The sequence below is a fragment of the Cuniculiplasma divulgatum genome (genome assembly GCA_031200235.1).
In the GTDB taxonomy this organism is placed as follows: domain Archaea; phylum Thermoplasmatota; class Thermoplasmata; order Thermoplasmatales; family Thermoplasmataceae; genus UBA509.
In genome coordinates this window covers 114,936-140,314 of the sequence record CP133595.1, presented here as the reverse complement: position 1 = coordinate 140,314, position 25,379 = coordinate 114,936, and the positions used below count along the sequence as shown (strand labels likewise).

The following is a 25,379-nucleotide window of genomic DNA, read 5'->3' as shown; positions in this document are numbered from 1 at the left end:
TTCATAAAATATAAACAGTTCAGGGGCTACCATCAGATCAGGGATACAGCCCAGAGGGATACGAGAGTCACTGTGAGCACCGGTAGTGCCAGTACGAAGCCAACCTTCATGTAATATCCGTAGGAGATCTTCATCCCTCTCTTTCTGTCAAGCGTGTACAGCCACAGTAGAGTGGCCAGGGATCCAACCGGAGTGAACTTGGGGCCGATGTCGTTTGCAATTACGTTGACATAGGGGAGGATGCCAGGGTGGGCAAAGCCTATGGAAAGATTTCCCAGCATCACGGACGGCAGGTTGTTCATCACGGAAGCCATCAGGGCAAAGAGATATCCGGAGAATATGTAAGGAAGCGGACCCCACAACCCTGAAAAGGATTCAATGGCTCCAGATATCACTGAAATGAGGCCGTTCTCGCCCATGCCGTATACAATTATATACATTCCAAGGGAAAAAAGCACTATCTGCCACGGCGCCTCCCTGAGTATTTTTCCTGTGTTTATCTTCCCCCTGATTGCCACTATGACAAAAAGGACGGCAATTGCAGGGACTGCAATGAATGCCACCGGTATCCCCAAAAGTCCGGTGACCGCATAGAGTGTTATGAGGACAGCCAGCACAGGCACCGCGGAGAGGAAGACTGCCCTGTCCCGGATTATTCCGTCCTGTATCCTGTACGTCCCTATCCTTGATGGAATGCTTTTCCTGTAGAACGCGTACAGCACTCCAAGGCTAGCTGCCACAGACACCAGGTATGGCACAAACATCACAAGGGTGTAGTGGAGGAAATCAATGTGGAAATAGCCGGAAGTTATTATATTGACAAGATTGCTTATGACAAATGGCATGCTGGCTGTGTCCGAGATGAAACCTACAGCCATTATGAATGCAAGGTAAGCTTTCCTGTCCGCACCTGATCTGGACAGGAAGGAATACATAATTGGTGTCAGTACCAGTACGGCGCCATCATTGGCAAAGAAAGCCGATATGACCGCCCCCAGCAGGATCATGAGAACAAAGAATTTCTTCCCAGAACCTCCTGAAAAACCAGCAAGCTTCATGGATGCATACTCGAAGAAGCCGACTTCATCATATATCAGGGACATTATGATTATGGCAACAAAGGTGAATGTGGCATTCCAGACAATATTCCATACCTGTATTATTTCAGGAATTGTTGTGATTCCCAGTATGACGGAAGCAGCTCCTCCAATGAGGGCTGAATATCCTATGCCAAGGTTCCTGGGTCTCAGTATTACCAGGATCATGGTGATCATGAATATGGCCAGGGACAGTGCAAACTTCAGTCCAAACAATGATAGCCCTTGCAGGCGCATATTCACTGGTTTTATAAATATTCCATCTGCCGCCAGAGTGATGGAATTGCCTGAATGTAACCTCTTCCTGCACATAGGTGTTAAGTTACACATCGTCATGGGGACAGATATATGACAGAATACACCAACAGACTGATAAATGAGAAGAGTCCATACCTGCAACAGCACGCCCATAACCCTGTGGACTGGTATCCATGGGGAGAGGAAGCCTTCAAAGAGGCGAAATCACGAAACAGGCCGATATTTCTCAGCATAGGATATTCAACATGCCACTGGTGCCACGTCATGGAGAGGGAGAGCTTTGAACATCCGCAGGTTGCAGATGTGCTCAACCGCACCTTTGTGTGCATAAAGGTGGACAGGGAGGAAAGGCCCGATCTTGACAGCACTTTCATGGCTGTGAGCCAGATGATGACCGGTACAGGCGGATGGCCCCTGAACATAATCCTGACACCCGATGGAGTCCCAGTTTTTGCCCTCACTTATATTCCAAGGGAAAGCAGGGGCGGACAGGTGGGCATTATTGATCTTGCGAACCAGATCAACGAGCTGTGGACTGAAGGGCATGAGGATGTGGAAAGAAGGGCACAGGAAGTGCTCTCCAACCTGAAGAACATGAATGCCCACTCACCGTCAGGAACTCTGGGCAATGACGTTCCTGAAAAGGTCTTCAGGCAGATGTCTGAATACTTCGACAGCGAGTACGGGGGTTTTGGGAGTTCACCAAAATTCCCGTCACCCCAGAATCTCATGTTCCTGCTCAGGTACCATCACAGGACGGGTGATAAAAAGGCCCTTGAAATGGTGACCAGGACGCTGTCAGCAATGAGGAATGGTGGAATCTTTGATCACATCGGGTACGGGTTTCATCGTTATTCCACAGATCCTGCGTGGTTCCTTCCCCATTTTGAGAAGATGATATATGACCAGGCTTATCTGATGATGGCCTACACTGAAGCCTATCAGGCCACAGGAGATCATTCCTATGAAAGGGTATTGGGCGAAATATTCACCTTCCTTGCCAATGAGATGATGTCATCAGATGGGGCTTTCTACAGTGCCCTTGACGCTGATAGCGAGGGTGAGGAGGGAAAATTCTACACGTGGAAAGCATCGGAAATCATGGCTGTACTGGGGCAGGAGGATGCCAGCATATTCATGCAGGTCTACAATGTTGACCCGGCAGGCAACTACCTGGAAGAAGCCACTGGCAGGAGCACGGGGAAGAACATACTGCATCTCACCGGTTCACTGGATGATGAGGCAGAGAGGCTGGGCATATCAACCAAGGAACTCCAGGAAAGACTGTCATCCATGAGGGTAAAACTCCAGGAATACAGGAACAGAAGGGTGAAGCCGCACAGGGATGAAAAGATACTTGCTGACTTGAATGGCCTGATGATTGCAGCACTGGCAAAGGCATACAGGGCAACCGGTGATTCAAGGTTTCTGGAGGCATCAAGGAAATGTGCTGATTTTGTCACCGGCAGGATGATGAAGGATGGCAGGGTATTCCACAGGTTCAAGGATGGTGAAGCAGCAATACCGGGATATCTTGATGATTATGCATTCCTTTCCTACGGCCTCATAGAACTCTTTCTGTCAACAATGAATGCGGCATATCTGTCCATGGCTGTTGAAATGGCCTCAACCATCCAAAGCCACTTCGAAGATTCCGCCAGTGGTGGTTATTTCTTCACTGCAGACGACGGTGAAAAGCTGCTTATACGGATAAAGGAAGGTCATGATGGTTCTTATCCTTCCGGAAACTCTGTTCAGATGCTGAATCTTGCCAGGCTGGGAAGCATTCTGTCAAACGACGAGTATCTCTCCCGGGCGGAATCCACTGGCAGAGCATTCGCAAGTGATATTGCAAGATCTCCAATGTACTTCAGTTTCATGGCTCTTGCCATTGATTACCTGAAAGGCGGAAGTTATCTTGTCAAGACATCCATTCATAACCCTGAAATGGAAAAACTGAAGGTAAAGATGTGGAGAGGATTTTATCCGGACGCGGAACTTGTTATGATCAATCAGGATGATGCCGATTTCATGCGGGTACTGGATGAGCCAGTCTCAGCTGGTAGTAACAAGAACGGGAAGGAGATAATGATATGCACGCAGATGAACTGCCTTCCGCCGTCAGAGAATGTGGAGGCAGCCATTGCAGTGCTTGATAAAAAAAGGTGATCAGTTTGTTGGGCTGCCTGATCCTATGACCCCATTTGTCCTGAGATCAACCAGTCGAATTTCTGTGACGTAGGTGGCGTTGATCTTACCGCCCTTGTCCGATGTACTGTGCGTGAGATCTATTATGGTGGTGCTGGACAGATAGGATCCTCCTGCCACTGAGACAGTCCAGTTATAGCCTGTTCCATTATCGGTTATACTGGGAACGGCTGCACCAAGCACCACATTGGTTACGGTTCCATTGGAGTTCACTATTTCCATTTCCGTGTAGTTCAGTGAAAGATTTCCGCCGAACTGGTTCACATAAACCCGGTAACTGTGCAGGCTTCCGGCCGATGTGTTGGTAACAGTTATGTCGCCAAGGGGAGTTGAAGCTCCAAGGAAAGTGGTATATCCTCCAAGTATTGTGTAAAGGGTGGCTGCGAGCACCACGGTAATGGCAACCAGAAGTATTGTAGCTATGATTGGTGATACTGCCTTATCATCCTTCCTTATTACCCGTTTCATATGATCACTTTTGAAGTAAATCTATACCAGTGGTATATATTTAAAAGTTATCTCCATAGAATCGGGCTTTCGCGTGCATGAAATAATTTCATTGCCACATCGGGACCAGTAAATTTAATGTTCTTGAGATGATGTATCAAACTATGTATGTTCGCAGGCTTGTATTTCAGATATAAAAATGTACTTAACGAAGGTCTGTTCGAGAAAATTTCGCCAACTAAAGTGTCAGCAATGGACTTTCCCAGTATGATATAAAATAGATTTTCAGTTGCCCTCCCGTTTCCAGGAACAGGTGAATCTCATCCCATGCTTCTCCCTCTTCATAACCCGTTCTCAGCATCAGTCCCTTCAGCAAAGGCATTTGCAAAATAGCTTGAAGGAAACAGGCTGATTCATATTCCTCTTCAAGAATGATGACCATGCTCTAATAATTCAGACAATACAGTTCTGTGCTGCAAGAAATTGCGATATTTCACATGTGGTCTACCTGGCAAGTTCAAATTTCGCATTGCACGAGAAGTGCTCTCCAGGGGACACAGTGACAAGTCCAATGTGGTTATTGAAGGCATCGGGAGGGGCAACCATGGGCTCCACTGCAACAGATTTTCCTGCGGAGTATTTACCGTTGTACACCACAAAGTAAGGCATGTTACGGGTTTCAATATTTATGGAATGAGTGCCAAGCATCAATGTCAGCCTGTTTCCCATGAGGAAACAGTTGTCAAGGACCTTTCCTGAATCCGATGACAGGAGATCAGCACCTGTTTTTATGAGATTTCCATCTGGAAAGTATTCATCAGCGTACTCAAGCATTTTTATCTCCTCATAAGCTCTGATCTGCCACCGGTCCTTAAAAATGAAGTAGGGATGCATTCCAGGTGAAAGCGGCACTGGTAATTCACCGGAATTCTGGAAATCCATGGAGACCTCAAATGAGTCAGTGTTCAACAACATCCTCACCTTAACCTTCACACCATCTGGATATCCCTCATTTCTGATATCAGTGGATAATACAGTTTCATCTGCCTCCGTCAGGACGTCCCAGTCAAGTGCCCGTGTCAGCCCATGTATGCTGTGTTGCCCATTATTTTTTGGAAGATGGTATTCCTTTCCATTCCATGTGTATGAGGCGTTCCTGACCCTGTTTGCATATGGTATCAGCAGGGCAGCCCCGCCATGGGTCTGTTCACCGTCTGGAGTTTCCATGAGTATATCCACACCTGATAGGCTGAGTGATTTTACGTAAGCTCCAATGGAATTAAAAACCAGTCTGCTCCCTCTGTTTTTTATTTCATGAACCGTCATCTTTCTTCACACATGCCGAAAAGGGTCAATACCAATAAAGACATGCATCCTGGAATTGAAGGACATCCAGATCGACGACAACGTTTACCTCTCTGACCTTTACTGCGTATATCTACGGGATATTTCCGCAGTTGTGGTATCTGACCTCCATCTGGGGTTTGAAGAGGAAATGAATCTTCATGGGCTTTTCCTTCCAAAGCTCCAGCTCAGTCATGTTGAAGGAGTGATGGACAGGATTCTCGAAAGATACAACCCGGAATCAGTCATAATCAATGGAGATTTCAAGCATGAATTTTCCAGGAATCTCCCCCAGGAATGGGATGATATAGTGCATTTCGTGAACCGTTATGCTGATTCCACAAAGCTGAGATTCGTAAGGGGAAACCATGATAACTATCTCATAACAATCCTGAAGAAGAAAGGCATTGAGCTTGTTGATAACATAGAAACTGAAAACTATTATATTTACCACGGAGACAGGGACGCAGGACTCAGAAAACTCACCATACTCGGGCATGAACATCCCTCTCTGGTTCTGAGAGACAGGATTGGTGGGATTTTCAAAATTCCTGCATTCGTATACAATAAGGATTCCAGGATACTCATAACCCCTGCGATGAGTTTCTTTTCCTCTGGCACGGATGTTACACAGAGTTTGCTCAGTGAGGAGCACTTTACACCAGTTCTCAGACATTCAGATTCCCGTAAATTCAGGGTATATGGCATAACGGAAGAATTCGGAATTGTGGATTTTGGTTATGTGGGCGATCTTCATGACAGTCGCCAGGATTTCCGGTAAAGTTTTCAGGCGTGTGAATCGCGGTGTGCATTAAATTCATATAAATGTAAGCCATAAACGTGGGAGCCCCGATAGTGTAGCGGCCTATCATACGAGCCTGTCGAGCTCGTGACACGGGTCCAAATCCCGTTCGGGGCGTCCCATATGCTCCAGGATTTGCCCCCCTCCTGTGAGGGGCACGCTAAAATCCAGCTTCTTCATCCTTGCCCGCATCTCCTCGAATGCATCCGTTCCATCGGGTGCTATGTATGTCAGCGTGGTGTCGAGCTTCTCATGCCCCATGGCCTTCTGAATTAATTCGGCCCTGACGCCTGATTCCCACAGATGCCTTGCAAAGAACCTCCTGGCCCTGTGGGGTGAGAACTCAATGCCTGCACGCTTTGCTATCCTGTATATGACGTGTCTGCCGCCTTCAACCGTGACCGGATCTCCATATTGGTTCACCAGGAGAGCTGTGGTGTTCCTGTTGGATCTCCTGATGAGCTGCGATCTGAATGGAAGATATGACCTGTAGGCCCTGTACACAGAGGGGAACGTCACTATCTCGCGGTACTTCTGGTTCTTTCCTGCCTCCACTATGATCTTGTCCTCCGTGATGCTGTCCACAGAGAGGGATATGAGCTCCCTGTACCGGATTCCTGCCTTGAAGAGCAGCTCCACAATAAGGGAGTCCCTGGGCTCGGTATAGCCCCTGCAACCCTTAAGGAGGAGCCTGTAATCGTCCATGGTGGCCCGATCCCTTTTGATGGCGTCGAACGTCTTATAGGGCTTGAACCTCGGAAGACGAAGGAAGTCCAGATAAGCGTTGTAGGCCTTCAGGTAGACGTTCAGGGTGCGGTCCCTCATTCCCCTGTTGCGCTGTGATATTGCCCAGGAACGGAATAATTCCTTGTCCTCCAGTACTATTCCCTGGGCTTCCAGGTGCCTCAGGGATCTGAGATAATTCACCTGGGTCTTGATGGCATATTTCTCCTGGATGTATTCCATGAACTCAGGCTTCAATTTCATGCCCTCCTTCATCATCGCCAATCCGCTGCCACTGGGCCCATATAGCCGGATGGACCGGGCCAGGGCAGAAGTTTGTAAGTGAGAATGTCATGGGAAATCCTCCAGCTTCGAGATCTTCCTCTGGACCTCACCCTCAGATCTCATGATCCTGAGGACCTTTACCACAAACTCATGCCTTGCCGGAGTCGACGGCGGAGGGATCTCCGCAAGGTTCATCTCCTTCAATGCCTGCTTCATTGCATCTTTCAGTGTCTTCATATTTCATCCTCCTGGAAAAATTTCCCGCAGTGCGGGCATCTTGCTGCCCCTGCCGTCCTGGATCTCCTGGTCCATTCATGGCCACAGCCGGGACATGTGATTGTGTGCCCGGTGAGCCCCACTATCCGCTTTATCTCCGATTCCATGGTGACAGCGGTGATTCTGTCAAGGTCGGATTCCATCCTTTCTCGAAGGTCGATGCTGTGGGGGCCGCTCTCATACCATCTTATCCATGCCTCCCTGATCCTGTCAGGTGTGGGGATGGGCCCGGAGAGCCTGACCTCGGGATGCTTCCTCTTCAGGTGCTCGCCCCGGGATTTTGCAATAAAGAGCTTTCCGCACTTCCTGCACCTCCAGAATGTGCGACCATCAACCCCAGTGAGTTCCTTCTTCACAGGATCAAACAGCTCCCGGAGATCCTGTTTCTGGATAGTCATCATTTTGTCCTGACCTCCACAAATATCCGTGTGGAATGCAGCTCCTTGTTTGATTCCACGTCCAGGGAGACTGAGAGGGGGAAATAGGGGAGGGCAGACTTTATTGCATTACGGACGGCCTGAACCCCCTCATGTGCACCGTCGCCGGATGATTCAAGATGGAATACCCTGGTCCATCCGGAAGGCTTCTCCTGGATCTCCCTGATCTTCTGGCGAAGATCCTCCACTTCCCTCTTCAGCTCGGCGTTCTCGTGCCTGATATCATCATCGGATGGATCGGCAGGCTTCGGTTCTTCCGGGATTTCAGGGAGCTTCAGAAGATGGTATCTTATGGTCGCCGGTGTCCTCTCCAGGATGGCGGCCATCTCCTCCACTGTCTTTCCCTCCTTGTAGAGGCGCAGGAGCTCCTTATGGTCGATTGGATGCTTCTCCCTGTAATGCGACATGAGGGCTACCTGTGATTTTGCGTATATCCCACAGATTTTGCAGATGATATAGTGCTCCTCCTTCACCTTCGGAACCCTGGGAAGCGCCACTTCACCGGCCGTTCCGGTCACGGACACTTCCATGTTGTGGGGCTGGGCGTTCCGGCACTCCCTGCCCTCGGCGATGCACTGCTGGCAGGCCTTCGTGGTGAAGACATGGCCATCAACTGAGTTCGTGTGCCTCCAGCTGCCGTCCTCCTTCTCCTTGATGGGATGGCCGCATGTTGAACAGAGCTGCACCTCTGAGGCTATCATTTCTTTACCTCCCCTGTCAGCTCGTCGTAGCCGCATACGGGGCACCTGTACGCTCCCGAATCAATGTCAAAGACCATCCTGCTGTCGCACTTTGGGCATATTCCCATTTCTACGCAATCAGGACACGGTTCTCCGTAATCCATAGGCCAGTAGCCGGCACCATAGGGGGCGCCATTGATTGTGGATGAGATTCCTCCTGTTCCGCCGCAGGTCCTGCATGTCATTGCAGTGCCTCCTTCAGCAGCAGGGCCTTGCTCCTCTCGAACCGGCGGACCTCATAATGTCCCGGATTGTCCCTGATGTGCCTGTTGATCGACTTTGTGGTGACTATCCTACCGCAGGAACATTCCGCAAAGGCACGGAACTGTGAGCCCTGCCTTGCTGTTCTGTATCTGGGAGGCATCAGGCCTCAGCCTCCTGTCCCTCATCATCCTCTTGGCTAAGTTCCTCCTGGGTTCCCCTGTAGCATTCCGAACACACTCCGTACTTCGGCATGAAGATGAAATCCTCAATCTCAATTCCTGCAACAAAATTACCGCAGGACGGGCAGAAGCCCTCATCCTTCGCATGGTCATGGCAGAAGAAGTGCAGCTCCTCAGACTCCGGGAAGTGATATGATTCTCCAGGCTGGCCACATTTCTCGCACGCGACATTAACGGGTTTTCCCGCATTCTCGATTATGAATTTCTCGTCATTGTTGTCTCTGAACCTTTCATTGTCTCCCTGGCTGTACCAGAAAATAATTGCCTCAGAGGCTATCTGCTCGAGTGAGTCCCCACGCTTCCATCCGTCCTGGATTCTCTGCTCCCTTGCCTCCTCAAGCATTCTGTAGGCCTCGTCAAAAACCAGCACTCTCTTTGACATCAGGCCACCCCCTGTGAAATCATCTTCCACTCTCCAACCTCATAGAAATACACGTTTCTGCCCCATTCCTCTGTCTTTATGATGTGCTTTCTCGGAAATCTTCCTTCCCCGTTGCAGAGCCAGAAGGTGTACGTGCCGTCATAGCCGTTCACGGTCTTGGCAATCCTTTGCATTTCCATGTTGCACTTGGGGCATTTCATGATATCACCTCCAGCACAGGCTGAGGATCCGTGCAGCTGCACCTGGGAGCATGGCACCGGACTGTCGTATAGGGAAGGCCCGAGGGACGGTAGTACCGTGTGAAATGCTCATAATGGCCAAATTGCACCAGATAGAGAAGATGGCCGCAGTTCCTGCAATGTACTTCCGACATCAGACGCTCACCTTCACTTCTTTCAGCTCGTCAGCGTGGCCTGACCATCCACAGATAGGGCACACGACGATCAAGACCCAGTAATCATCCCGGTCGATCTCGACATCCTCGGAACCGCACCGCGGACACACACGAAGTGTTACCCCCATCAGAGCCCCTCCTTTCGCTCCTCTACCACCTGAAACAGCTTAGGATTAAAGCTCACCTGTGAAACCTCCACATCCTTTCCAAACCCTCTCTGAAGGCAATCGTAGAAATCATAGATGCCGTCATCCTTCGTTGGTTGCCTATGTGTGCACGTGTATCTGACTGCATAGCTATCGCCGTCAGGGGTCTCTGAAAAGAGAGACTCTATGTGGTAGCCATCGCTCTTTTTCACGATGAAAAGATGGGACATCAGAATCCCTCCACTTCATTTTCAAGCAGTACTTCCACGATAGGCTGCATGCCGTATTTCTTCACGAATTTCTTCAGGCTCGAGGCAGCCTTCCGTATGGCAAAATTCATCGCGTTCTGGAGGTAGACATTGTCTGGGAAGGTTACGCGGGCCCTGGCACATTCATTGGCCATCCTCTGGTATTCCAGGACCAGCTGCCTGTCGTGCTCTCTCTTCTCGATCTCGAGTGGGCTCATTGCTTCACCTTCCTCAGCAGCTCTGCGTCCTGATCGCAGATCTCGATTGTGGCCTCCACCTTCTGACCGTCAAAGCCGGGGAGCCTGACTGTGGCCGTGTGACCCGGGCGGTCACAGAATTTGCAGGTCATTTCAATGGACCTCCTCTTTCTGGTGCTCCTTAAAAAATGCAAGGAGCCTCTGAACCACCTTGTCGTAGGGCTCTTCAGGAACTATCTTCATGGTTTCCAGGGCTTCCCTGGTGGGTTCCTTTACCCTAATCATTGTTGCTGTTCTGTTAGCCATAGTTAGCAATAAACAACAGAGTATATAAATTTCATGCTTCATACTATTTATTGAGTATTGAGTGTTAGTTGTCCAGGGATATTGTGCCTAAAATAGTGACTAAGAATGTGGGAGTTCGCCTTCCTGTAGGACTGCTGAAGGAGATCGAAGACATACTGCAGAAAGACCAGTCTTACCTTTCTGTTCAGGAATTTATCAGAATGGCCACAAAGAAAGAAATTGAGCGATGGTACAGTGACCACATCCTGAAGTGATCAGGAAAGGATGTCCTCAACCATCTGGAGTATCCTCTCCCTTATGTGTGACATGAGCTCAGTGACTTTTTCCTGGGCCTCTTCAACTGTTGTGCTGCCTTCCAGTATCTCATGGCAGGCAACTATCCCTGCTGTGAGGCCGGCATTAAAGTCCAGATCCAACCTGTTCAGTTTCATCTGAATAAGACGCCGTGATACAGCTTTAGCTTTCCTATCTCGCTGCAAAATGAGAAAATGAGCCCAAATGCCGGGAACGGCAGGGCCGGGATGATGTTTGGAATACGGGGCTATATAAAGATTGATGAAATAAAGTTCCAGTGGTGGTGAATAATTGTCCAATATTCCCGACGCTGTGTCGGTATCATTTAGAAATAACCGACAGCCGAAAAGAAAAGCCCCGTGGATCTCTCCCGGATGGCATCATAATGTTCTTGGCTATTACTGACTTTGGACATTATGCTGTCTCAATGCGTTCAGCCGCATGGCCAGATCTATTGCATCCACGAGAGACCTGTTGTGCTGGGCCTCTGCCCTCTCCTTTGCCTTCTCCAGGTATTCTGGCTTTATGGTGCCGCGCTCCGTGAAGGCCTCATCGCCGTATTCCCTCCTCACGTACTCCCGGACCCTTCCAGGGTGCTTTATGGACTTCTGTATATTCAGGTGCCCGTTGCCTGCTGTGGTGACGGGGATCCTGACCTTCCTGCCGTTCCTCCTTACTGTTCTCCACTCGGTCATGATTTGCCATGATGAAGCTGTATTTTAGCCTTCCCACCAGCGTTCAGGAATGCTGAAAACTACTCCCCCCCACCCCATAACATAATTAATTTCATAAATTTCTAAAAAAGGAAAGCTCCGGCAGGGAGGGGGTCATCTCCCGGGGGAAATCCGTGATGATGCCGATTGATTGTGGAAAGCGCAGTACAAAGGTTCTGTGTATCATCCGACAGGGCGGTTCGTCCGAGATGCGGGCGGCTTCGGACGGTTTCCCGTGTTTTTTTAAAAAAATAGAAACCCTAATTGATCTATTGAGAACCGAAATGCCGCTTCAGGATGCTGTGGATTGTCGATTTCTTACTTCCCAGCTCAGCTGCAATCTCTGCCAGTGACATGCCTTCATCCCTGAGTTTGAGGATCTGGTCAATCGAGACGGATACGGATGACTGTCTTCCAAGGGATGATATGATCTGGCCTGACCTCTTGGACGTGGTGTGTCCCTTCTCCTCTATTTCCCTCCTCTTGCGTTCCATTCCGGCCCTGGTCCTTTCTGAGATGATGTTGGATTCGAATGCTGCCAGGGCGAATAGAACGTCCAGGATGAGCTCCGTTGTTGCGGTCATTCTTCCACGAATCTCTATGGCCGCACTCAGGATGAGGAAACCCTTTCCATTCTCAAGCATCCTCCTGACTTCCTTCTTTCCTCTTTCCGGGCCTTCACGTGTCAGCCTGTCAGCAAAAAGAACAGCAAATGTATCCCATTTCTCGATATCGTCCATTGCCTGCCGGTATCCTGGCCTGTCGATGGTTCGGCCTGTCTGCTTATCCACATACTCCATCCATCTGTAACCCCGGGCCCGGAGATACTCCCTCATTGGCATCAGCTGCACTTCGGGATCCTGGATCCGGTCATCGTGGGAGACCCTGGCATAGAGGGCATACACTGGGCCTACTTTTTCTTCTTTTTCTGTCCCCATGAATCCTCCACCTCCACCTGCATGGACCTCGATATGGTCTGCAATGAATAACCAAGTGCCGCACTGGCTTGCATTGGCGGATATAAGAACTTGTCAAAGAATGCCCCGTACGTTATCCAGCCCTCGCCAACGCCTGTATTGTTGATCGTCTCCTGCTTCAGCCTTGGGGTCTCGCCCTTCATCCGTTTTGCGCCCATCTTGTATATGTGGTATGGCAATTTTCCCCACAGTCGTGGATCCAGATCCGTATGCCAGTGGCAGCCGAATTCGCTGTTAATGAGACGCTTACGAAAATCTGCTGTGGCATCCACAAAGTCCTTCTGTATCTTCCAGGAATCCCCGGTGTAGGGAGGGAGAAGATCTCCAGCCTCATCGATGCTGAGATGAACCCATTCGTCTGTCTTCCTGTTGACAAGAGCCCTGAAGAGTTCGGCATAGAATGCCGTCTCCTCTAATGTGTTCCCCGGGTACAGTATGGCCAGTATCTTTCCGGGTTCCAGCTTCTCTACTATCTCTGCAGCGGATGCATATGTGTCGTAATCTATGCCCTCGGATTCGAGGTCATCCAGGGTGATGATCTGCCTATCTGTGCCCCTCACCTTGAGAATATCGTAGTTTGAGCCTGCGGGCAACATCAGGCGGCCTATTCCAAGGGAGAAGAACTCCAGGTACTTGTCATGCCTTCTTGCTCTCCAGATTCCCGCCTGCTTCTCCCTGCTGTCGCCGAAAATGTCTTTTCCCTTTGCCGCCAGGATTGCCAGATACTGGAGGAGTGTGGTCTTTCCCGCTCCGGGCATCCCCATCAGAAGGGCGTTATGGCCCTGCTCTCCGTCCCTCTGGAGATCCATGAACCTTGGAAGCACATAATAATCAGATCTTCTCATACGGTATCCCCTCCACAGGCATCTGCCTCTTCTTGGCCGGTGTTCCGAATGTGTTCAGGGCCTCCACAAGGAAATTTATCTCTATTATCATGTCATGCATCACCGCGAATACCTTCTGCGAATAATCGCTGGAATCCGGATCAAGATCATTCAATCGGTCTGACAGCTTCTCCATCCTCTCTATATACCGGTCCATGTCCTGGGGTGATCCACGCTCGGCCCTGATACGTGCATCGAAAAGTATGATGTCCCTCAGGGTCCTTTCCATGTGGTCCGGGTCCCTGGAGGGAATGCGCATGTCATTCATGATGTTCATGTAGAGTGTGTATTTGATCTGCTTGTCCAGATCCGGAAATGGCAGCTCTACTTCGGCCAAAACATGCGCCTCCTTGGATTGGTGGAGAAGTGCAGCCTGTCAGAGGCCTTCAGTGATGATTTGGCGGCAGGCGCCAAGTCCTGTGCGATGAGGCGGATGAAACCCTGTTTCAGTGGTGCAATCAGGGCATCAGCCACCTCCATTATGGTATCAGGACTGAGGTTCCGGTATTTTGGATCCCGGGCCATCATCTGGCTGATCTCCCTGACTGTATAGTTCTTCCTGGTGTCGTAGAGCTGCAGGCGGTTCAGGAACCATGTGGCCTCGAAGGACTGCTGCGTGAAGAGGATTGTGATCTGCTCCCTGGAGAATCCCAGATCAAGGAAGTAATCCTCGAGCTGCCTCCGGAATTCATGGATTGCATCGGCACTGACTGCTTCTTCTTTGTGGTCACTGTTCTCCGGCAGCTTTCTTCGCCTCCTCTATTTTCAGCATGATCTCCCTGTCCTCCACAGACGTGAGGGAGATCTTCTTCTGTGCCAGGATCTTCTCGATCTCCTCGTCCATTATGCCCAGCATCTTCAGGACCTCCAGAATGGCGAAAACACGGTTGTCAAGGAGGTCGGACTGCCTCTGTATGGCCATCTGCACCTTCTCATGCTTGATCTCATCATAGTCACGCTTCAGGCGCAGCATGATGGGGAGCCGGGCCTCAGGCGGCATAGAGTGGAAGAAGGACATGCCAACCTCCCCCTTCTCCGGGCGGTCACTCCAGTATGGGAGGGATGCCTTCTCAAGGGCAAGGAAATACTTTTTTGCCCATTCCGGGGATCCGTCCACATCTATGATGTGAAGGTGCTTCTCCTTCTGGTATTTCATCATCTTGTCCCATACCTTTCCCCATGCTGTGTGTAGGCGTATGAATCCCTGAATGTCATCATATGAGTTGCCGTTCTTCTCGATGTCCTTCCGGGCCTTCTTTATTCTTTCCGCCACGTAGTCTGCGGACGGCATGCCCATCTGCAGCACAACTCCCGAGGGGATGCCGTCCCTGTCGCCTATGAAGATCCTCCCGGTGTCGTCAACGCTTGTTACCTCATGGATCTTGGTGAGGCCATCGAACACATGGTCATTCTCCAGCTGGATCCTCAGGGCGCTTTCCTCTGTCCTCATGTAATCTCTGATCTCGTAGAGGAAAACCCTGGTCATGCGGACCTGGAGCACCTTCCTGCTCAGGTTCAGATTGTCCATCTCCTGGCCCAGGTCGATTTCGTCGAACTCAAACTGTGCACCATGGATCCATTCCCGGTGATGGCGGTCATCAGCTACTGCCTGGGAATATGATGCAGCTGCACTCACTATTATGGACGTGGCCACTATGCCCGTTATGACCTCTGTATATCCGGGATAATACCGGCTGGCTGCCACATAGGTCAGGATGAGGACCAGGGTGAAGAATACGATGTAATGTATCTGGTTTCGTTCGATGAATTTCCTGAAATCACGCATCCATCCCCCCTTCTCCACAACGGTGGTCTGGATGAGGCTCGCATCAGGCTCCACGTATGTTTTTCCGCCCCTCCGGAAGAGCTTCCGGAACGGCTGCCTCTTTCCCGGTATCGGACTGTCCTGTTCAGGGCCTTCCGCATAGCCGTCAGACATGGCGGACACCTCCTGCAGAGATCCACTTGCTCTTTACACGGTACCTCATTCCCGGGGTCCAGATCCGCATGAATATGATGGTCAGGAAAACACCCAGCACCCCGAATGTGCCCAGCATATAATAGGGCACACCCACGGAGACCGGCACCTTGGCCTTAACGTAGGAAATGTATGTGACAGGGGACATGAAGTCCAGCTTCCATGTTATCACGGCCGTACCCTGGGACGATACCATTGTCACTGTGAGATTCACATTGCCTGCATATGTGGTGTTATCATAGATGACTGTATGATTGGTGAATGTCCCGGCATATATCACGGCACCGGAGGCATTGACGGTGACAGAGGTGGTGCCAACGCTGGTCAGGTTCAGCTGGAACGGTGCAATCATGGGGGAGCTCTGGCCTGAGGGGGCCGTCACATACAGATCATAGGGTGCATAATACCCCATTATCTGGGCACTCATTCCTGCCGGCAGTCCCCCCGGGGATGCGGTTGATATGCCGGCTGCGAGAAACGGCATCATGGCAATCAGTACGATGGCTATTCCTATGCTACTGCTTCTTTTCATTTTTCTTCCTTCCTATCATGAGGGGTTTTGGCATCAGGGCCCTCCGCCTGCTTGTTATCATGGCGTATATTTTGTTCCTCCTCCTTGCCGGAATTGCATCATATATCTGCTGCAGCTCCGGAGGCACCGGCTTCTTGAATAAATTGAAGATCGGAATGGCGAACATGGTCATTGCCTCCATGAACAGGCCTGATGTGTTCTCCTCATCGTCGAGCTTGAGCTGCTTGCGCCTCAGTGCACGGTATACGTAGAAAATGGCGGTGCCTATTGCAAGGACAAGGTAGAGTATCTGGGCATAAAGGCCTGTCACAATGTTGCGGAACTGGTCCCATCCTGTGGTGGGGTTTGCGGGATTGCTTGTGGATGCCACGAAGGCCTGTGACCTGGCGACAGCAGAGACATTCGCTGATGAGACTGTTGTATTGTGGACATCCACAAGGATGTAATAGGACCCGGGGGAGGAGATGTTCAGGATGACATACAGGGTCCCCGGTGACTGATACACTGAGCTCACCCTGGAATACTGTGAGGATCCGTCCATGATGTAAACGGAGGTGTTGGCCATTATGGATATTGTCTGGCCCTGATCAGGAACGAAAACAGAGGATCCGGAGGATACCAGGAAAGATATGGTGGCATCTGTCACATTTCTCACCTGGATTGTCCCGGGCACCGTGATCTGCACTGAGATCCCATGGCTGACTGACTGTGGTGGTGATACTGTTATCTGAGAGGAATAGACGAGCTGATAGACAATGCCGGAAATGGCAGGAGATCCCGTCAGGGTGAGTGTGTAGGATCCTGCCAGGGGAATGGTGAAGTTCACATACACATATGAGGCGGAGGACTGGATCGACACGGAGTAGGATGCGGAATTCCTGAGGGATGCGGACAGGGATGCTGCCACTGTTGACAGGGCTGTTCCTGTTATCCTGGTTCCGTTGGGGTACTCCATGGCAAGGACATAGGATGTCGTCGTATTGGCCAACACCTGGGACGGGGTGTCCTCCGGAACCGTGATGATGGAATTGGCCGGGATGAGCACCGAGAACGGCAGGGAATAGGAGGCATCAATCAGGGTGGGATCATCGAGATGCGTGGAGGCGAATATGGAGAAGTTGTTGCCTGTCTGGTTCACGTCAAAAGCTGCAGCGAGCACCCCGGGGTCCTCATAGTACGGGGAGAGATGCTGCACAATTCCATGGGGGCCTGAAACATATGCTGTCATATTGGAGAGAGCTGAAAGGGTTGCATTCCTGGACAGTGAGGATCCATTGTCGTAGGTGAGTATGAAGTCATATGTGTAGGACTGCATTTCATACTGGGCCCCTGATCCGTCGATATAGAGATGCATTCCGCTGGATGTCACCGGTGATGTTTCGGCTGAGAACTGCAGTGAGTATTCTCCTGAGATTACGGAGGATCCCGAGAAGAGATATCCCTGGATGAAGAGCGTATAGGATCCTGAAAGGGATGGGGATCGGAATGAGGCCTCCAGGTAGGGATAGTCATTTATGAGCGTGACGGGAACGGAAGAATTCCCGATCCTGACCGTTGTATTGGATATCAATGAGGAGATCTGGGATGACGTGAACTGGGCCCCGGATGCAGTCTCAAGGGAGAAGAGGAAATTCTCTGTGGCATTGACGGGAATATTGACCGACACGGAATAGGGGATGATGACGAAATGGGACGTGTCATTGTAGATCTGCGATGTCAGGTTGTCGAACTGCTGGGATGTGAGGAGCTCCTGCCCGAACATCACGTATGACTGATCAGAGGAGAGGGTGATGTTGAGTTTCGCCGTGAGATTATCATGTGCATATACAGTGTAGTTACCAGCAGCAAGATAGAGGGATGCCTCTGTTCCAATGGTGTTGGGGAAGATGTAGCTCTGGCCTGTTGACAGAGAGGTGACATTGATGATCTCAGTGGCAGCTGCCGTACCTGGTTTCGCCTGCTCATCATTTTTCAGCGACAGCGTATAGGAGGGATCAGAGATCTTTGCCGTGAAGGAGTTGCCTGTGCTGTTCATGTATGCGGTGCCTGAGTACAGGAGCTGGCCGGTGACATCATAGACCTGCACATCCAGCCGCTCTCCCACGTAACCGTAGAAAGTATCCCCTATGGTCTCCGGGACGCCGTTCACCGCCAGGGACACATTGTCAGGGGGTGCTGACTGCAGAGGGCCTGTCTGTGATCCTGCGTATGAATCCACATATATGATTTCAGATGCTATGGCCTGAGGGCCCCTTATTATCAGGGTATATGACGGGCCGTTTGTAGTGTTGGTCCCTGACAGGTTAACGTCATGGCCCACTGATGAATCATAGGTGCTGACTGTCCAGATGAATGATGTGTCATTGGCGATATAGAAGGAAAGGTATGCGCCGATGAATACGGTATGGCCATCCGCCGTGATGTTCACGCCTGACGGATACATGTTCTCAAATTGCGGATACACCAGGGAAACGCTCATGGGTATGGTGAGGGCTATGGTTGACTGGTCAATTACGAGGCCTGAATAGGATCCCACGATCTGGCCCCACTGGTCCAGGATGCTGATGGAAGCAGTGGACCCGAATGGCAGCTGGAACTCCGGAGATGAGGAGTTGGCATATTCCACTGCGGTGGAATCAAAGGGCGTGTATGATACCTGGAAGGAAAAGCCAGAGTACAGGGAAACGGAATTTCCGTCCAGTGATCCGGAGAGGGAAACAAAGGAGGGCTGCCCTATCTCCTGTGAAGGCTGCAGAAATTGAGCCTGAAGCTGGCCTGCACCCGATACGTTGAAGAATGTGAGCTCGCTGCTGGCCGCATCATAGGGGAGCGCATAGCCGGAATCTGATACGAAGGTCCAGTTCGGATTTGCCAGGATGGTGATATAATTGGAGGAGAAGGAATCATAGATATCGTATGTGTAGACCTGGAGGAGTGGATTGGAGGCGTAATTGCTCACTCCGTTGTAGAAGATCTTGGAGGTCTGTGTGGCATTCGCCTGAAATATGCTTCCTGTGCCGATGGTGAAGGTGGGCATTGATGGAGGTGTTTCAATAAGAATAACATATTTTAAGTCTGCAACTCTTCCAGATTCAGAATCAAAATTACTTCCAATGACAAACCTATCCATTGTAGAATTATGTTGTAATGGAGTTGTATTTGTTATAAGTGGTACTGCGTTATCATTGTAATTAAATCCTGTACTCGAAGCATACATTTTATAACCATTAGAATAGTCAAAATACCCCCACTCATAAGCGTTCATACCTGTAAAACCAAAAGTAGAATTGTATCCATTAAACGCACCAGAGGTAAGGCTTCCATAGGATGATTGCACTGGATAACCACCAATCTCAATTATTGCTTGTCCATATCCACTTGGAATAGTGTATGAATCACTTGTACCATACGCTTGTACATAATAAGCAACATTTGGATCGCTGTATATGCCATAATATTCTGCTGCAGCATTGCTTAAATACCATCCATATACAACTAATATATTATCTGGTATTGTTCCGTTAAATACTACATTTGTTCGACTTATGTTTAATCCGTACTGACCTTGTATATTATCATAAGTCCAGCCTTGTTGATATAAAGTGTTATTGAAATTTCCATATCCATAGAAAACATATCTTCCATTATCTGTTGATGGATTTGAATTACCGAGATACCCAGATGCGGAAAGTAAGTTTTCAAATGAAGGCAGAACCTGCATATCAATTACAGAATTGCCATAGTAGTTCTTGACCCAGACCTGTAAAGCACTGCTATTTATGGACTGTTCCCATGCGTATAGTAATGAACCATTTTGTGCGGTGAATTGCACGTTTGAGCCTGCCGTGTTGATTCCGTAACTTGAAGGGTCATTTATTGTAAGCAATTGTTGATAAAACCCTGTTCCAGAAGGGACGCCGGATAACGTTATTTGATATGAATGGGTTGCCGTGTTGCTGTAAAGGGCTGAAACATAGGTTCCGAGATATGGGGGGACGAGGGCTGTGGCATACTCGTATGTGGCGGTGTCGGTTAGGCCTGATGGATCGATTGTCCAGATCGCAGTGATCACCTGGATTCCGAACAGCGGGGAGGTGAAGCGGTAACTGTATGTTGATCCGGTCTGCGAATACAGGGGCACAGGCTGGGAAGGCTGGCCATTGACCACGATGGATGCCGCTGTGGGCACAACATTGGAGCCTGTCACGTTCAGCCATATGTACTGGCCCCTCTGGAGGACGGAGGCATAAGGTGTAGCCTGGAGGGAGAAACCGAATGTGTATGAAGCGGATGGGCCTGTTGTGATGAGCCCGGACAGATCATTTGTATCCGGACTGGGGACGTTTGTCACAACAACATAGGGGGAATATGTCTGGGAGAATGACCCCTGGTATGTGCCGGTATAGTTGTAGTAAAAGGTGTATGTGCCCGGAACCAGGTTGTCATAGGATGATGTGGCTCTGCCTCCCCAGTTGATCACGGCATCCTGGAGCTCTCCGGAGAAATCGGGCTGTGATATGGTGAATGTTGCGGATACCTCTGATCCGGAGCCCTGGAATGCCAGTGTGGGTGCTGTAACGGATGGGGCAACATTCCCATAGAGGTTAAGGGAGACAGTCCAGCTCGGTGAGGCAGAGGATGTGTATGTTGCCGAATCCCCAGTGAATGAAGGGGATGCTGTTCCTGACGACGGTGTGAATGAACCCGATGATGCACCTGACAAAGAGGGAACCAACTGATTCTGTGCATACGTGTAGTAGGGATTGCTGACGGTGAAGGTCGGCGTGAATGTGATGCTGGTGCTGTCTGTTTTAAGGGAGTTCTGGCTTGATTCATAAGGGATGAATACCGCTGTTGATGGAGTAGTTCCGCTGAAAGAGAAGGATGCGTTAGCCTGATTGGTTGTCCCACTTACTTGAGTGTAATTATAAGATGGACTGGCGGTCTGGGTTACAGACGCTGACGAGACCTGATACTGTGAACCAAGATAATACTGAACTGACCATGAAGGTGCTGCTTCTCCTGTCGCACCTGATGGCGGATCTGACTGGGGAGTAAACGTAATAGAATTTTGTGTAAGAGAGCCTGTGAATGTGTAAGGAACAGTTTGGGAGTTTGAATTATATGCCACCGTCAATGGAGAATTTGCTGAATTCTCAGTTACGAGATCATATGATGACTCATATTGAGGTATTATGAAAGAAGAAGTTGCGGAACCGTATGTCCATCCAACAGCGAATGGGGTCGCTCCTTCAGATGGTTCAGAGGAAACCATCTGTGTTGAAGCAGATGACAACGTGTGGGTTGACCCTTCTTGAAGACTATTTGCTGTATCAATAGAAGGTGATGTAAGAGTCATATCAAGAGTAAGAGAGCCAGCAAAATAGAAGGTAATTCCAAATGACATAGACGCTTCAACATACGCATCTGATGTTCCAGCGTAGTCGTAATCGTGAGAAAATGTGCCTACGACAGTTCCAGTCGAAGTTCCAAGGGTGGCACCGAGTGTACCGGCCACATAGTTTCCAGAAGAATCTACCATTGCTGGAAATACAACATTAAAGGTTATGGTTGAACCCGAATAGAAATAGAAGGAAGATGTTGTTATGTCGAGAGTTGCAGTTCCACTTGAAAATGACCAAGGAGTACTTTGTCCCACAGCACCTGCTGAATAAGAATATCCATTTGCACTGCTATTCTCATTCACTGGTAGATTGACTGTGGTTGTTCCAGAGTTAGATACTGCACCATTCGTCCAGTATGCTACACTAATTGAAGTTCCTCCTGTCACTCCCAACGGTGAAAGATCAGATACAACATGCCCAGTACTATCGGGGGCTGTATGGGATGGAATATATGAGATCATCCCAAAAACAGAACTAAAAAAGAGGAGTGCAATTAGTACAGTAATAAAACGACGATTCATTGATTCTCCTCCCACCTTATTTTATCAATTTTCTCTGGAATTCCTGATAGAAGAACTATGCCGAAAATTGTTGAACCTATGCCTACCAAGAACAGGTAGAAGTCTCCCTGCACTGGATAAACTATCATAATCATTGCATATTCCAAGATCGCCATGAGTGAACTCGTTGCAATGACCCATGCCAGACGCCTTCTTAATGAGGCATCTTTTATATTTTGCATGTCCCTCTGTATTTCCTCATCATACCCATCCATTCATTTCACCTCCTCTCCCGGCGGAGCGATTATGCTCCGTCTACTCTCAGTGTGCATATTAATTTTTGTCATTATCTCGACCTTCCTGTTATGTACCTGGCGAAGGCCTGAAATCCCATGAGGAATTTCCTCCGGTCTGCCTCCTCCTTCTGTTCCTCCTCGTCCCTTCTGTTCATTTCCCGCTCCTGAATGAAAGCCCGAAGGCTGCAATCATGATGGCTGCATATACAGCCACACCCATGTCATATGCACCCTGGAATGATATCCTCCCCGTGGCTGATGCTCCCAGGGCAGTCGCATATACGATGCCGATGTATCCTGACCCAAAGAATGAGGCCATGAGGTACACAAGCATGAGGAGGGCCACAAGGAAGAGCGTGATACGCATCAGAGCCTCCCCACCGTGTTCCTGTAGATTGTATTTCCAATATTGGCTGCTCCGCCTGCTATGTAGTTCCAGACGGACTGCACAAGCGAGAGCAATAAGTTATAGATCCCGTGGAGAAATCCAAGCGGGACCGAAAGAAATGACTGGTACAGATTGCCGAACACTGCGGCAACCTGGTGCCCGTCAAAGACGAATGCCAGTATCCCTACCAGCAGCATGACTGTGAGATAAGAAATGGCGCCAGCCTCCACATCGGAGGCGGCTGAAGTTTTTGGCGGTGCATCTGCGAGTACCGTTCAGACCACCGCCGGGATTATGTGCAGCCTTACGGCTGCTATGCGGATGAGTGCTGTCCCCCTGGACGGATCGATGTGCATCGTTATCATGATGACGTAGATGCCTGATGATACATCCTTTGCAAGGCCGTTGAAGAGCCCTGTTATCAGGTTGCCGATGCTGTTGAAGAGGTCCTGCACAGGCGTCAGGAAGGAGGATATCTCACCCACACCGAGATTGGCCAGCTGTTTGTAGTCAAAGACGAATGCAAGGATGAAGACCAGGCCAAGGGCGAGGAACACCAGGAGGAGTACCTCGTCGGTGCCCGCCGATGCGGTCTGTTCAACATCCTCTGCATCGCTGACTGTGTCTTCTGCCATGGCCTATCTTACTCCGCTGATCCCCTCTCCCTCAGGTGCACACGCTTTGTGTTCAGGATGCCGAAGTAGGAGACAACCAGCATTATTCCTATGTAGACGAATGCCTGGAGTGCCGCTACAAAGTATCCCGATATCAGGGCGTCATACTCTGCCGAACCGAATGCCACGAAGAGCTGGACCACCACAAGGGCTGCTCCCCCGAGGAAACCTACCAGTATTGCCCTGCCGTATGTGTGTGAGTGCGTGTCAGCTGTCAGCAGGTTTGTGAAGAGGGCAAATCCTGACAGGAATGCTATGGCTGAGGCCCATCCGAATATGGGGGTGAATTCTCCGGCGTATCCAAGGAATATCAGTGTGATTCCCAGGAGCGCTATGCCTTCGTATGTGGTCCTTGCCTCCTTCTTTGACTGCCACCTGACGACACGGTCCTCTTCCGGCCCGTAGTGCTCAGGGAGCGCCCTGTAGAACAGGTATCCAAGTATGCCATCAAACACGAATGCTATGAGGAAGATCTCAGTCACAAGGGGGTAGTGTGCTGTGTACTGCCAGTACTGTGTCACCGTGAAGGATTCCGCAAGGCTGGTGTTTGCGACTGTGCCGTTCACCTGTATCATATACTGCGGTGTCGATGAGGGGAGCGAGAACAGCATGTCATCTGCCGGGATCTGCACCGCCTTGCCGAGCTGGTTCACAGATGACGAGTACATTGTGGTATTCACTGTGTATCCGGTGATTCCCTTATCCGCCACCGCTGTGGTTCCCGTGTCATTGACCGGGGACCCGAAGTACATGTATGCCGCAGTTATGGTCCCCTTAAGGTTCGAGGATCCTATCTGCATGTACGTGTACAGGTCATTCTGGTTCAGTAATTTCCATGCAGACTGCGAAGAATTGTCTGTCTGTATGTATATGACTGACCCTTTGACTCCGAGGGGTGCCGTGAGGGTTACCTGTCCGGTGGCCTTGTCCGCCACTATTGTCATGGCATAGTACGTGTGGTTCTGAAGTATCCATGCCGCACTTATCTCATTCGCCACGCTATAGCCCGAAGCTGTATTCAGGCCTCCCGTGTTAGCTGCACTCTGATCCTGGGCAGAAAATACGTATCCCATGGAAGCCACCATGAAGATAGCCAGGATGAGGAACAGCACTATTGCTCCTACGCTTCTGTATTTCATTCTGTTTTTCCTCCGGAAAAGCGGAACTGCATCGCTTTCGCATCTGACGGAAAGGCATCGTCAGATCCGGTTTTCCTTGGTATGTAAATATGCGGAAAATTATGAACAATCATAATGTGCAGATCATCTGCGTAGGATGATCTGCATCTGTATCATCACTCATTCTCATGAAAATAATAACGGTCAAAATGGCTGCCTTTCTCTCTCCTGACAACGCCGATAAAGGAGAGATGCTGCAGCCTGTATCTGACCTGCCCATATCCGAGAGGAATTCCCTCATACTCAAGTATGCTTCTTATCTGGTGAGCCTTCAGACCCTTGGATGGCATTCTCCTGAATATCTCGATTAACTGGAAATCAATCTCATCAAGGAAAATCTGCACTGTTACCGTCAGGACAGATTTAGGAGGATTTCCGATCTCGATTTCACCTCACCTTCCCATCTTTATTCCAGAGTATTTCTTCATAATGTGTTATTAAAGCATAAACTACGTCATACATTAAAAAAAGACTCAACAATAAGATTAGAATTCCAGTGCATTCAGGTTCCAGTTTCAATAGGATAATGTCAACAATCACTCCAATTGTCAATAGAATAATAGTAAGAGCTGCAACTATCTTAATTCTGATATCTGAGTGTTCTTCCGTCATGGTTTCACCCCTTCATTCTTTCTCTCACCATCATAGACCTTCCTTATCTTCATGTACAGTTTGTACGCCTGATCGCTGCACCCCTGGGCTACCTCAGGCGGCGGATATGGCCACCTATCCTGTGAGTCCTTATATTCCCTGTAGCTGAGATATGCACCTTCCAGAAGATATGGGAGCTCGTCCTTTGTGAATTTTATTGTTATGTCGTCTTTCAT

Annotated in this window: 35 protein-coding genes and 1 tRNA gene; 5 read left to right on the top strand and 31 right to left on the bottom strand. The window is 49.6% G+C overall.

The genetic code is table 11. The features are described from left to right. Positions 1–32 precede the first annotated feature (32 nt). Positions 33–1,313, bottom strand: a complete 1,281-nt coding sequence (gene arsB / locus RE469_00785; protein ID WMT44753.1) for an arsenical efflux pump membrane protein ArsB — start codon at positions 1,311–1,313, stop codon at positions 33–35. A 132-nt stretch (positions 1,314–1,445) separates the two neighbouring features. Between arsB and RE469_00780 the strand changes: the two genes are divergently transcribed. Beyond that, positions 1,446–3,524: a thioredoxin domain-containing protein gene (locus RE469_00780; GenBank protein WMT44752.1), complete on the top strand. Its 2,079-nt coding sequence runs from the start codon at positions 1,446–1,448 to the stop codon at positions 3,522–3,524. Here RE469_00780 and RE469_00775 read toward each other — a convergent pair whose 3' ends face one another. Further along, positions 3,525–4,031, bottom strand: a complete 507-nt coding sequence (locus tag RE469_00775) for an archaellin/type IV pilin N-terminal domain-containing protein (GenBank protein ID WMT44751.1) — start codon at positions 4,029–4,031, stop codon at positions 3,525–3,527. It abuts the gene before it with no gap. Between the two features lie 483 nt (positions 4,032–4,514). Further along, positions 4,515–5,336, bottom strand: coding sequence for an aldose 1-epimerase (locus RE469_00770; protein WMT44750.1), 822 nt, complete (start codon positions 5,334–5,336; stop codon positions 4,515–4,517). A 55-nt stretch (positions 5,337–5,391) separates the two neighbouring features. Here RE469_00770 and RE469_00765 point away from each other — a divergent pair, with 55 nt between their 5' ends. The 3 genes from RE469_00765 to RE469_00755 all read left to right on the top strand — a co-directional run bounded on the left by RE469_00765 (position 5,392) and on the right by RE469_00755 (position 6,649). Beyond that, complete coding sequence (locus RE469_00765) at positions 5,392–6,135, top strand: metallophosphoesterase (protein ID WMT44749.1); 744 nt, start codon at positions 5,392–5,394, stop codon at positions 6,133–6,135. A gap of 65 nt (positions 6,136–6,200) precedes the next feature. After that, a tRNA-Asp gene (locus RE469_00760) sits at positions 6,201–6,273 on the top strand. Positions 6,274–6,502: 229 nt separating this feature from the next. Beyond that, positions 6,503–6,649, top strand: a complete 147-nt coding sequence (locus tag RE469_00755) for a hypothetical protein (protein ID WMT44748.1) — start codon at positions 6,503–6,505, stop codon at positions 6,647–6,649. A 581-nt stretch (positions 6,650–7,230) separates the two neighbouring features. Here RE469_00755 and RE469_00750 read toward each other — a convergent pair. From RE469_00750 to RE469_00700, 11 genes are all read right to left on the bottom strand, one after another. Next, positions 7,231–7,401, bottom strand: a complete 171-nt coding sequence (locus RE469_00750) for a hypothetical protein (protein WMT44747.1) — start codon at positions 7,399–7,401, stop codon at positions 7,231–7,233. Beyond that, entirely contained in the window at positions 7,398–7,841 is a 444-nt protein-coding gene (locus tag RE469_00745) for a zinc-ribbon domain-containing protein (protein ID WMT44746.1), read from the bottom strand. The genes RE469_00750 and RE469_00745 overlap by 4 nt, the downstream gene beginning before the upstream one ends. Continuing rightward, the gene (locus RE469_00740; protein WMT44745.1) at positions 7,838–8,578 is read right to left on the bottom strand and encodes a hypothetical protein; all 741 of its coding nucleotides are present in this window, start codon (positions 8,576–8,578) and stop codon (positions 7,838–7,840) included. Before RE469_00740 ends, RE469_00745 begins: the two co-directional genes overlap by 4 nt. Beyond that, positions 8,575–8,802 (bottom strand): hypothetical protein, encoded by a 228-nt coding sequence (locus tag RE469_00735; protein ID WMT44744.1) that lies wholly within the window; start codon positions 8,800–8,802, stop codon positions 8,575–8,577. The genes RE469_00740 and RE469_00735 overlap by 4 nt, the downstream gene beginning before the upstream one ends. Continuing rightward, positions 8,799–8,981, bottom strand: a complete 183-nt coding sequence (locus RE469_00730; GenBank protein WMT44743.1) for a hypothetical protein — start codon at positions 8,979–8,981, stop codon at positions 8,799–8,801. Before RE469_00730 ends, RE469_00735 begins: the two co-directional genes overlap by 4 nt. Continuing rightward, on the bottom strand, positions 8,981–9,472 hold the full coding sequence (locus tag RE469_00725; protein WMT44742.1) for a hypothetical protein: 492 nt from the start codon (positions 9,470–9,472) through the stop codon (positions 8,981–8,983). Before RE469_00725 ends, RE469_00730 begins: the two co-directional genes overlap by 1 nt. Next, complete coding sequence (locus tag RE469_00720; GenBank protein ID WMT44741.1) at positions 9,442–9,642, bottom strand: hypothetical protein; 201 nt, start codon at positions 9,640–9,642, stop codon at positions 9,442–9,444. The genes RE469_00725 and RE469_00720 overlap by 31 nt, the downstream gene beginning before the upstream one ends. Before the next feature lie 321 nt (positions 9,643–9,963). Continuing rightward, positions 9,964–10,212 carry a hypothetical protein gene (locus tag RE469_00715; GenBank protein ID WMT44740.1) on the bottom strand — a complete coding sequence of 83 codons (249 nt, stop codon included), beginning with the start codon at positions 10,210–10,212 and terminating at the stop codon, positions 9,964–9,966. Next, a complete protein-coding gene (locus RE469_00710) occupies positions 10,212–10,448 on the bottom strand; it encodes a hypothetical protein (protein WMT44739.1) in 237 nt (78 codons plus the stop codon). Before RE469_00710 ends, RE469_00715 begins: the two co-directional genes overlap by 1 nt. Then, a complete protein-coding gene (locus tag RE469_00705) occupies positions 10,445–10,621 on the bottom strand; it encodes a hypothetical protein (protein ID WMT44738.1) in 177 nt (58 codons plus the stop codon). Before RE469_00705 ends, RE469_00710 begins: the two co-directional genes overlap by 4 nt. Then, positions 10,581–10,733, bottom strand: a complete 153-nt coding sequence (locus RE469_00700) for a hypothetical protein (protein ID WMT44737.1) — start codon at positions 10,731–10,733, stop codon at positions 10,581–10,583. Before RE469_00700 ends, RE469_00705 begins: the two co-directional genes overlap by 41 nt. 83 nt (positions 10,734–10,816) lie before the next feature. On the opposite strand from RE469_00700, the gene RE469_00695 reads away from it, so the two are divergent. Next, entirely contained in the window at positions 10,817–10,987 is a 171-nt protein-coding gene (locus tag RE469_00695; GenBank protein ID WMT44736.1) for a hypothetical protein, read from the top strand. On the opposite strand, the gene RE469_00690 is transcribed toward RE469_00695, so the two are convergent. The 17 genes from RE469_00690 to RE469_00610 form a co-directional block, all read right to left on the bottom strand. Continuing rightward, complete coding sequence (locus RE469_00690; GenBank protein WMT44735.1) at positions 10,988–11,164, bottom strand: hypothetical protein; 177 nt, start codon at positions 11,162–11,164, stop codon at positions 10,988–10,990. A gap of 261 nt (positions 11,165–11,425) precedes the next feature. Then, on the bottom strand, positions 11,426–11,722 hold the full coding sequence (locus RE469_00685; GenBank protein WMT44734.1) for a hypothetical protein: 297 nt from the start codon (positions 11,720–11,722) through the stop codon (positions 11,426–11,428). 287 nt (positions 11,723–12,009) lie between these two features. Next, positions 12,010–12,678, bottom strand: coding sequence for a recombinase family protein (locus RE469_00680; protein WMT44733.1), 669 nt, complete (start codon positions 12,676–12,678; stop codon positions 12,010–12,012). After that, complete coding sequence (locus RE469_00675; GenBank protein WMT44732.1) at positions 12,651–13,562, bottom strand: hypothetical protein; 912 nt, start codon at positions 13,560–13,562, stop codon at positions 12,651–12,653. Before RE469_00675 ends, RE469_00680 begins: the two co-directional genes overlap by 28 nt. Beyond that, positions 13,549–13,938: a hypothetical protein gene (locus tag RE469_00670; protein WMT44731.1), complete on the bottom strand. Its 390-nt coding sequence runs from the start codon at positions 13,936–13,938 to the stop codon at positions 13,549–13,551. The genes RE469_00675 and RE469_00670 overlap by 14 nt, the downstream gene beginning before the upstream one ends. Further along, positions 13,926–14,129: a hypothetical protein gene (locus tag RE469_00665; protein ID WMT44730.1), complete on the bottom strand. Its 204-nt coding sequence runs from the start codon at positions 14,127–14,129 to the stop codon at positions 13,926–13,928. Before RE469_00665 ends, RE469_00670 begins: the two co-directional genes overlap by 13 nt. Positions 14,130–14,328: 199 nt before the next feature. Continuing rightward, positions 14,329–15,540, bottom strand: coding sequence for a hypothetical protein (locus tag RE469_00660; protein WMT44729.1), 1,212 nt, complete (start codon positions 15,538–15,540; stop codon positions 14,329–14,331). Beyond that, a complete protein-coding gene (locus tag RE469_00655) occupies positions 15,533–16,111 on the bottom strand; it encodes a hypothetical protein (protein ID WMT44728.1) in 579 nt (192 codons plus the stop codon). Before RE469_00655 ends, RE469_00660 begins: the two co-directional genes overlap by 8 nt. Next, positions 16,095–21,770: a hypothetical protein gene (locus tag RE469_00650; GenBank protein WMT44727.1), complete on the bottom strand. Its 5,676-nt coding sequence runs from the start codon at positions 21,768–21,770 to the stop codon at positions 16,095–16,097. Before RE469_00650 ends, RE469_00655 begins: the two co-directional genes overlap by 17 nt. Before the next feature lie 263 nt (positions 21,771–22,033). Next, on the bottom strand, positions 22,034–22,291 hold the full coding sequence (locus tag RE469_00645; GenBank protein WMT44726.1) for a hypothetical protein: 258 nt from the start codon (positions 22,289–22,291) through the stop codon (positions 22,034–22,036). Positions 22,292–22,463: 172 nt separating this feature from the next. Further along, on the bottom strand, positions 22,464–22,679 hold the full coding sequence (locus RE469_00640; GenBank protein WMT44725.1) for a hypothetical protein: 216 nt from the start codon (positions 22,677–22,679) through the stop codon (positions 22,464–22,466). Continuing rightward, a complete protein-coding gene (locus tag RE469_00635; protein ID WMT44724.1) occupies positions 22,679–22,930 on the bottom strand; it encodes a hypothetical protein in 252 nt (83 codons plus the stop codon). The genes RE469_00640 and RE469_00635 overlap by 1 nt, the downstream gene beginning before the upstream one ends. A 45-nt stretch (positions 22,931–22,975) precedes the next feature. Further along, positions 22,976–23,335, bottom strand: coding sequence for a hypothetical protein (locus RE469_00630; GenBank protein ID WMT44723.1), 360 nt, complete (start codon positions 23,333–23,335; stop codon positions 22,976–22,978). A gap of 8 nt (positions 23,336–23,343) precedes the next feature. Next, positions 23,344–24,513, bottom strand: a complete 1,170-nt coding sequence (locus tag RE469_00625) for a hypothetical protein (GenBank protein WMT44722.1) — start codon at positions 24,511–24,513, stop codon at positions 23,344–23,346. A 155-nt stretch (positions 24,514–24,668) separates the two neighbouring features. Further along, on the bottom strand, positions 24,669–24,896 hold the full coding sequence (locus RE469_00620) for a hypothetical protein (protein WMT44721.1): 228 nt from the start codon (positions 24,894–24,896) through the stop codon (positions 24,669–24,671). A 43-nt stretch (positions 24,897–24,939) separates the two neighbouring features. Then, entirely contained in the window at positions 24,940–25,164 is a 225-nt protein-coding gene (locus RE469_00615; protein ID WMT44720.1) for a hypothetical protein, read from the bottom strand. Then, a complete protein-coding gene (locus tag RE469_00610; GenBank protein WMT44719.1) occupies positions 25,161–25,379 on the bottom strand; it encodes a hypothetical protein in 219 nt (72 codons plus the stop codon). Before RE469_00610 ends, RE469_00615 begins: the two co-directional genes overlap by 4 nt.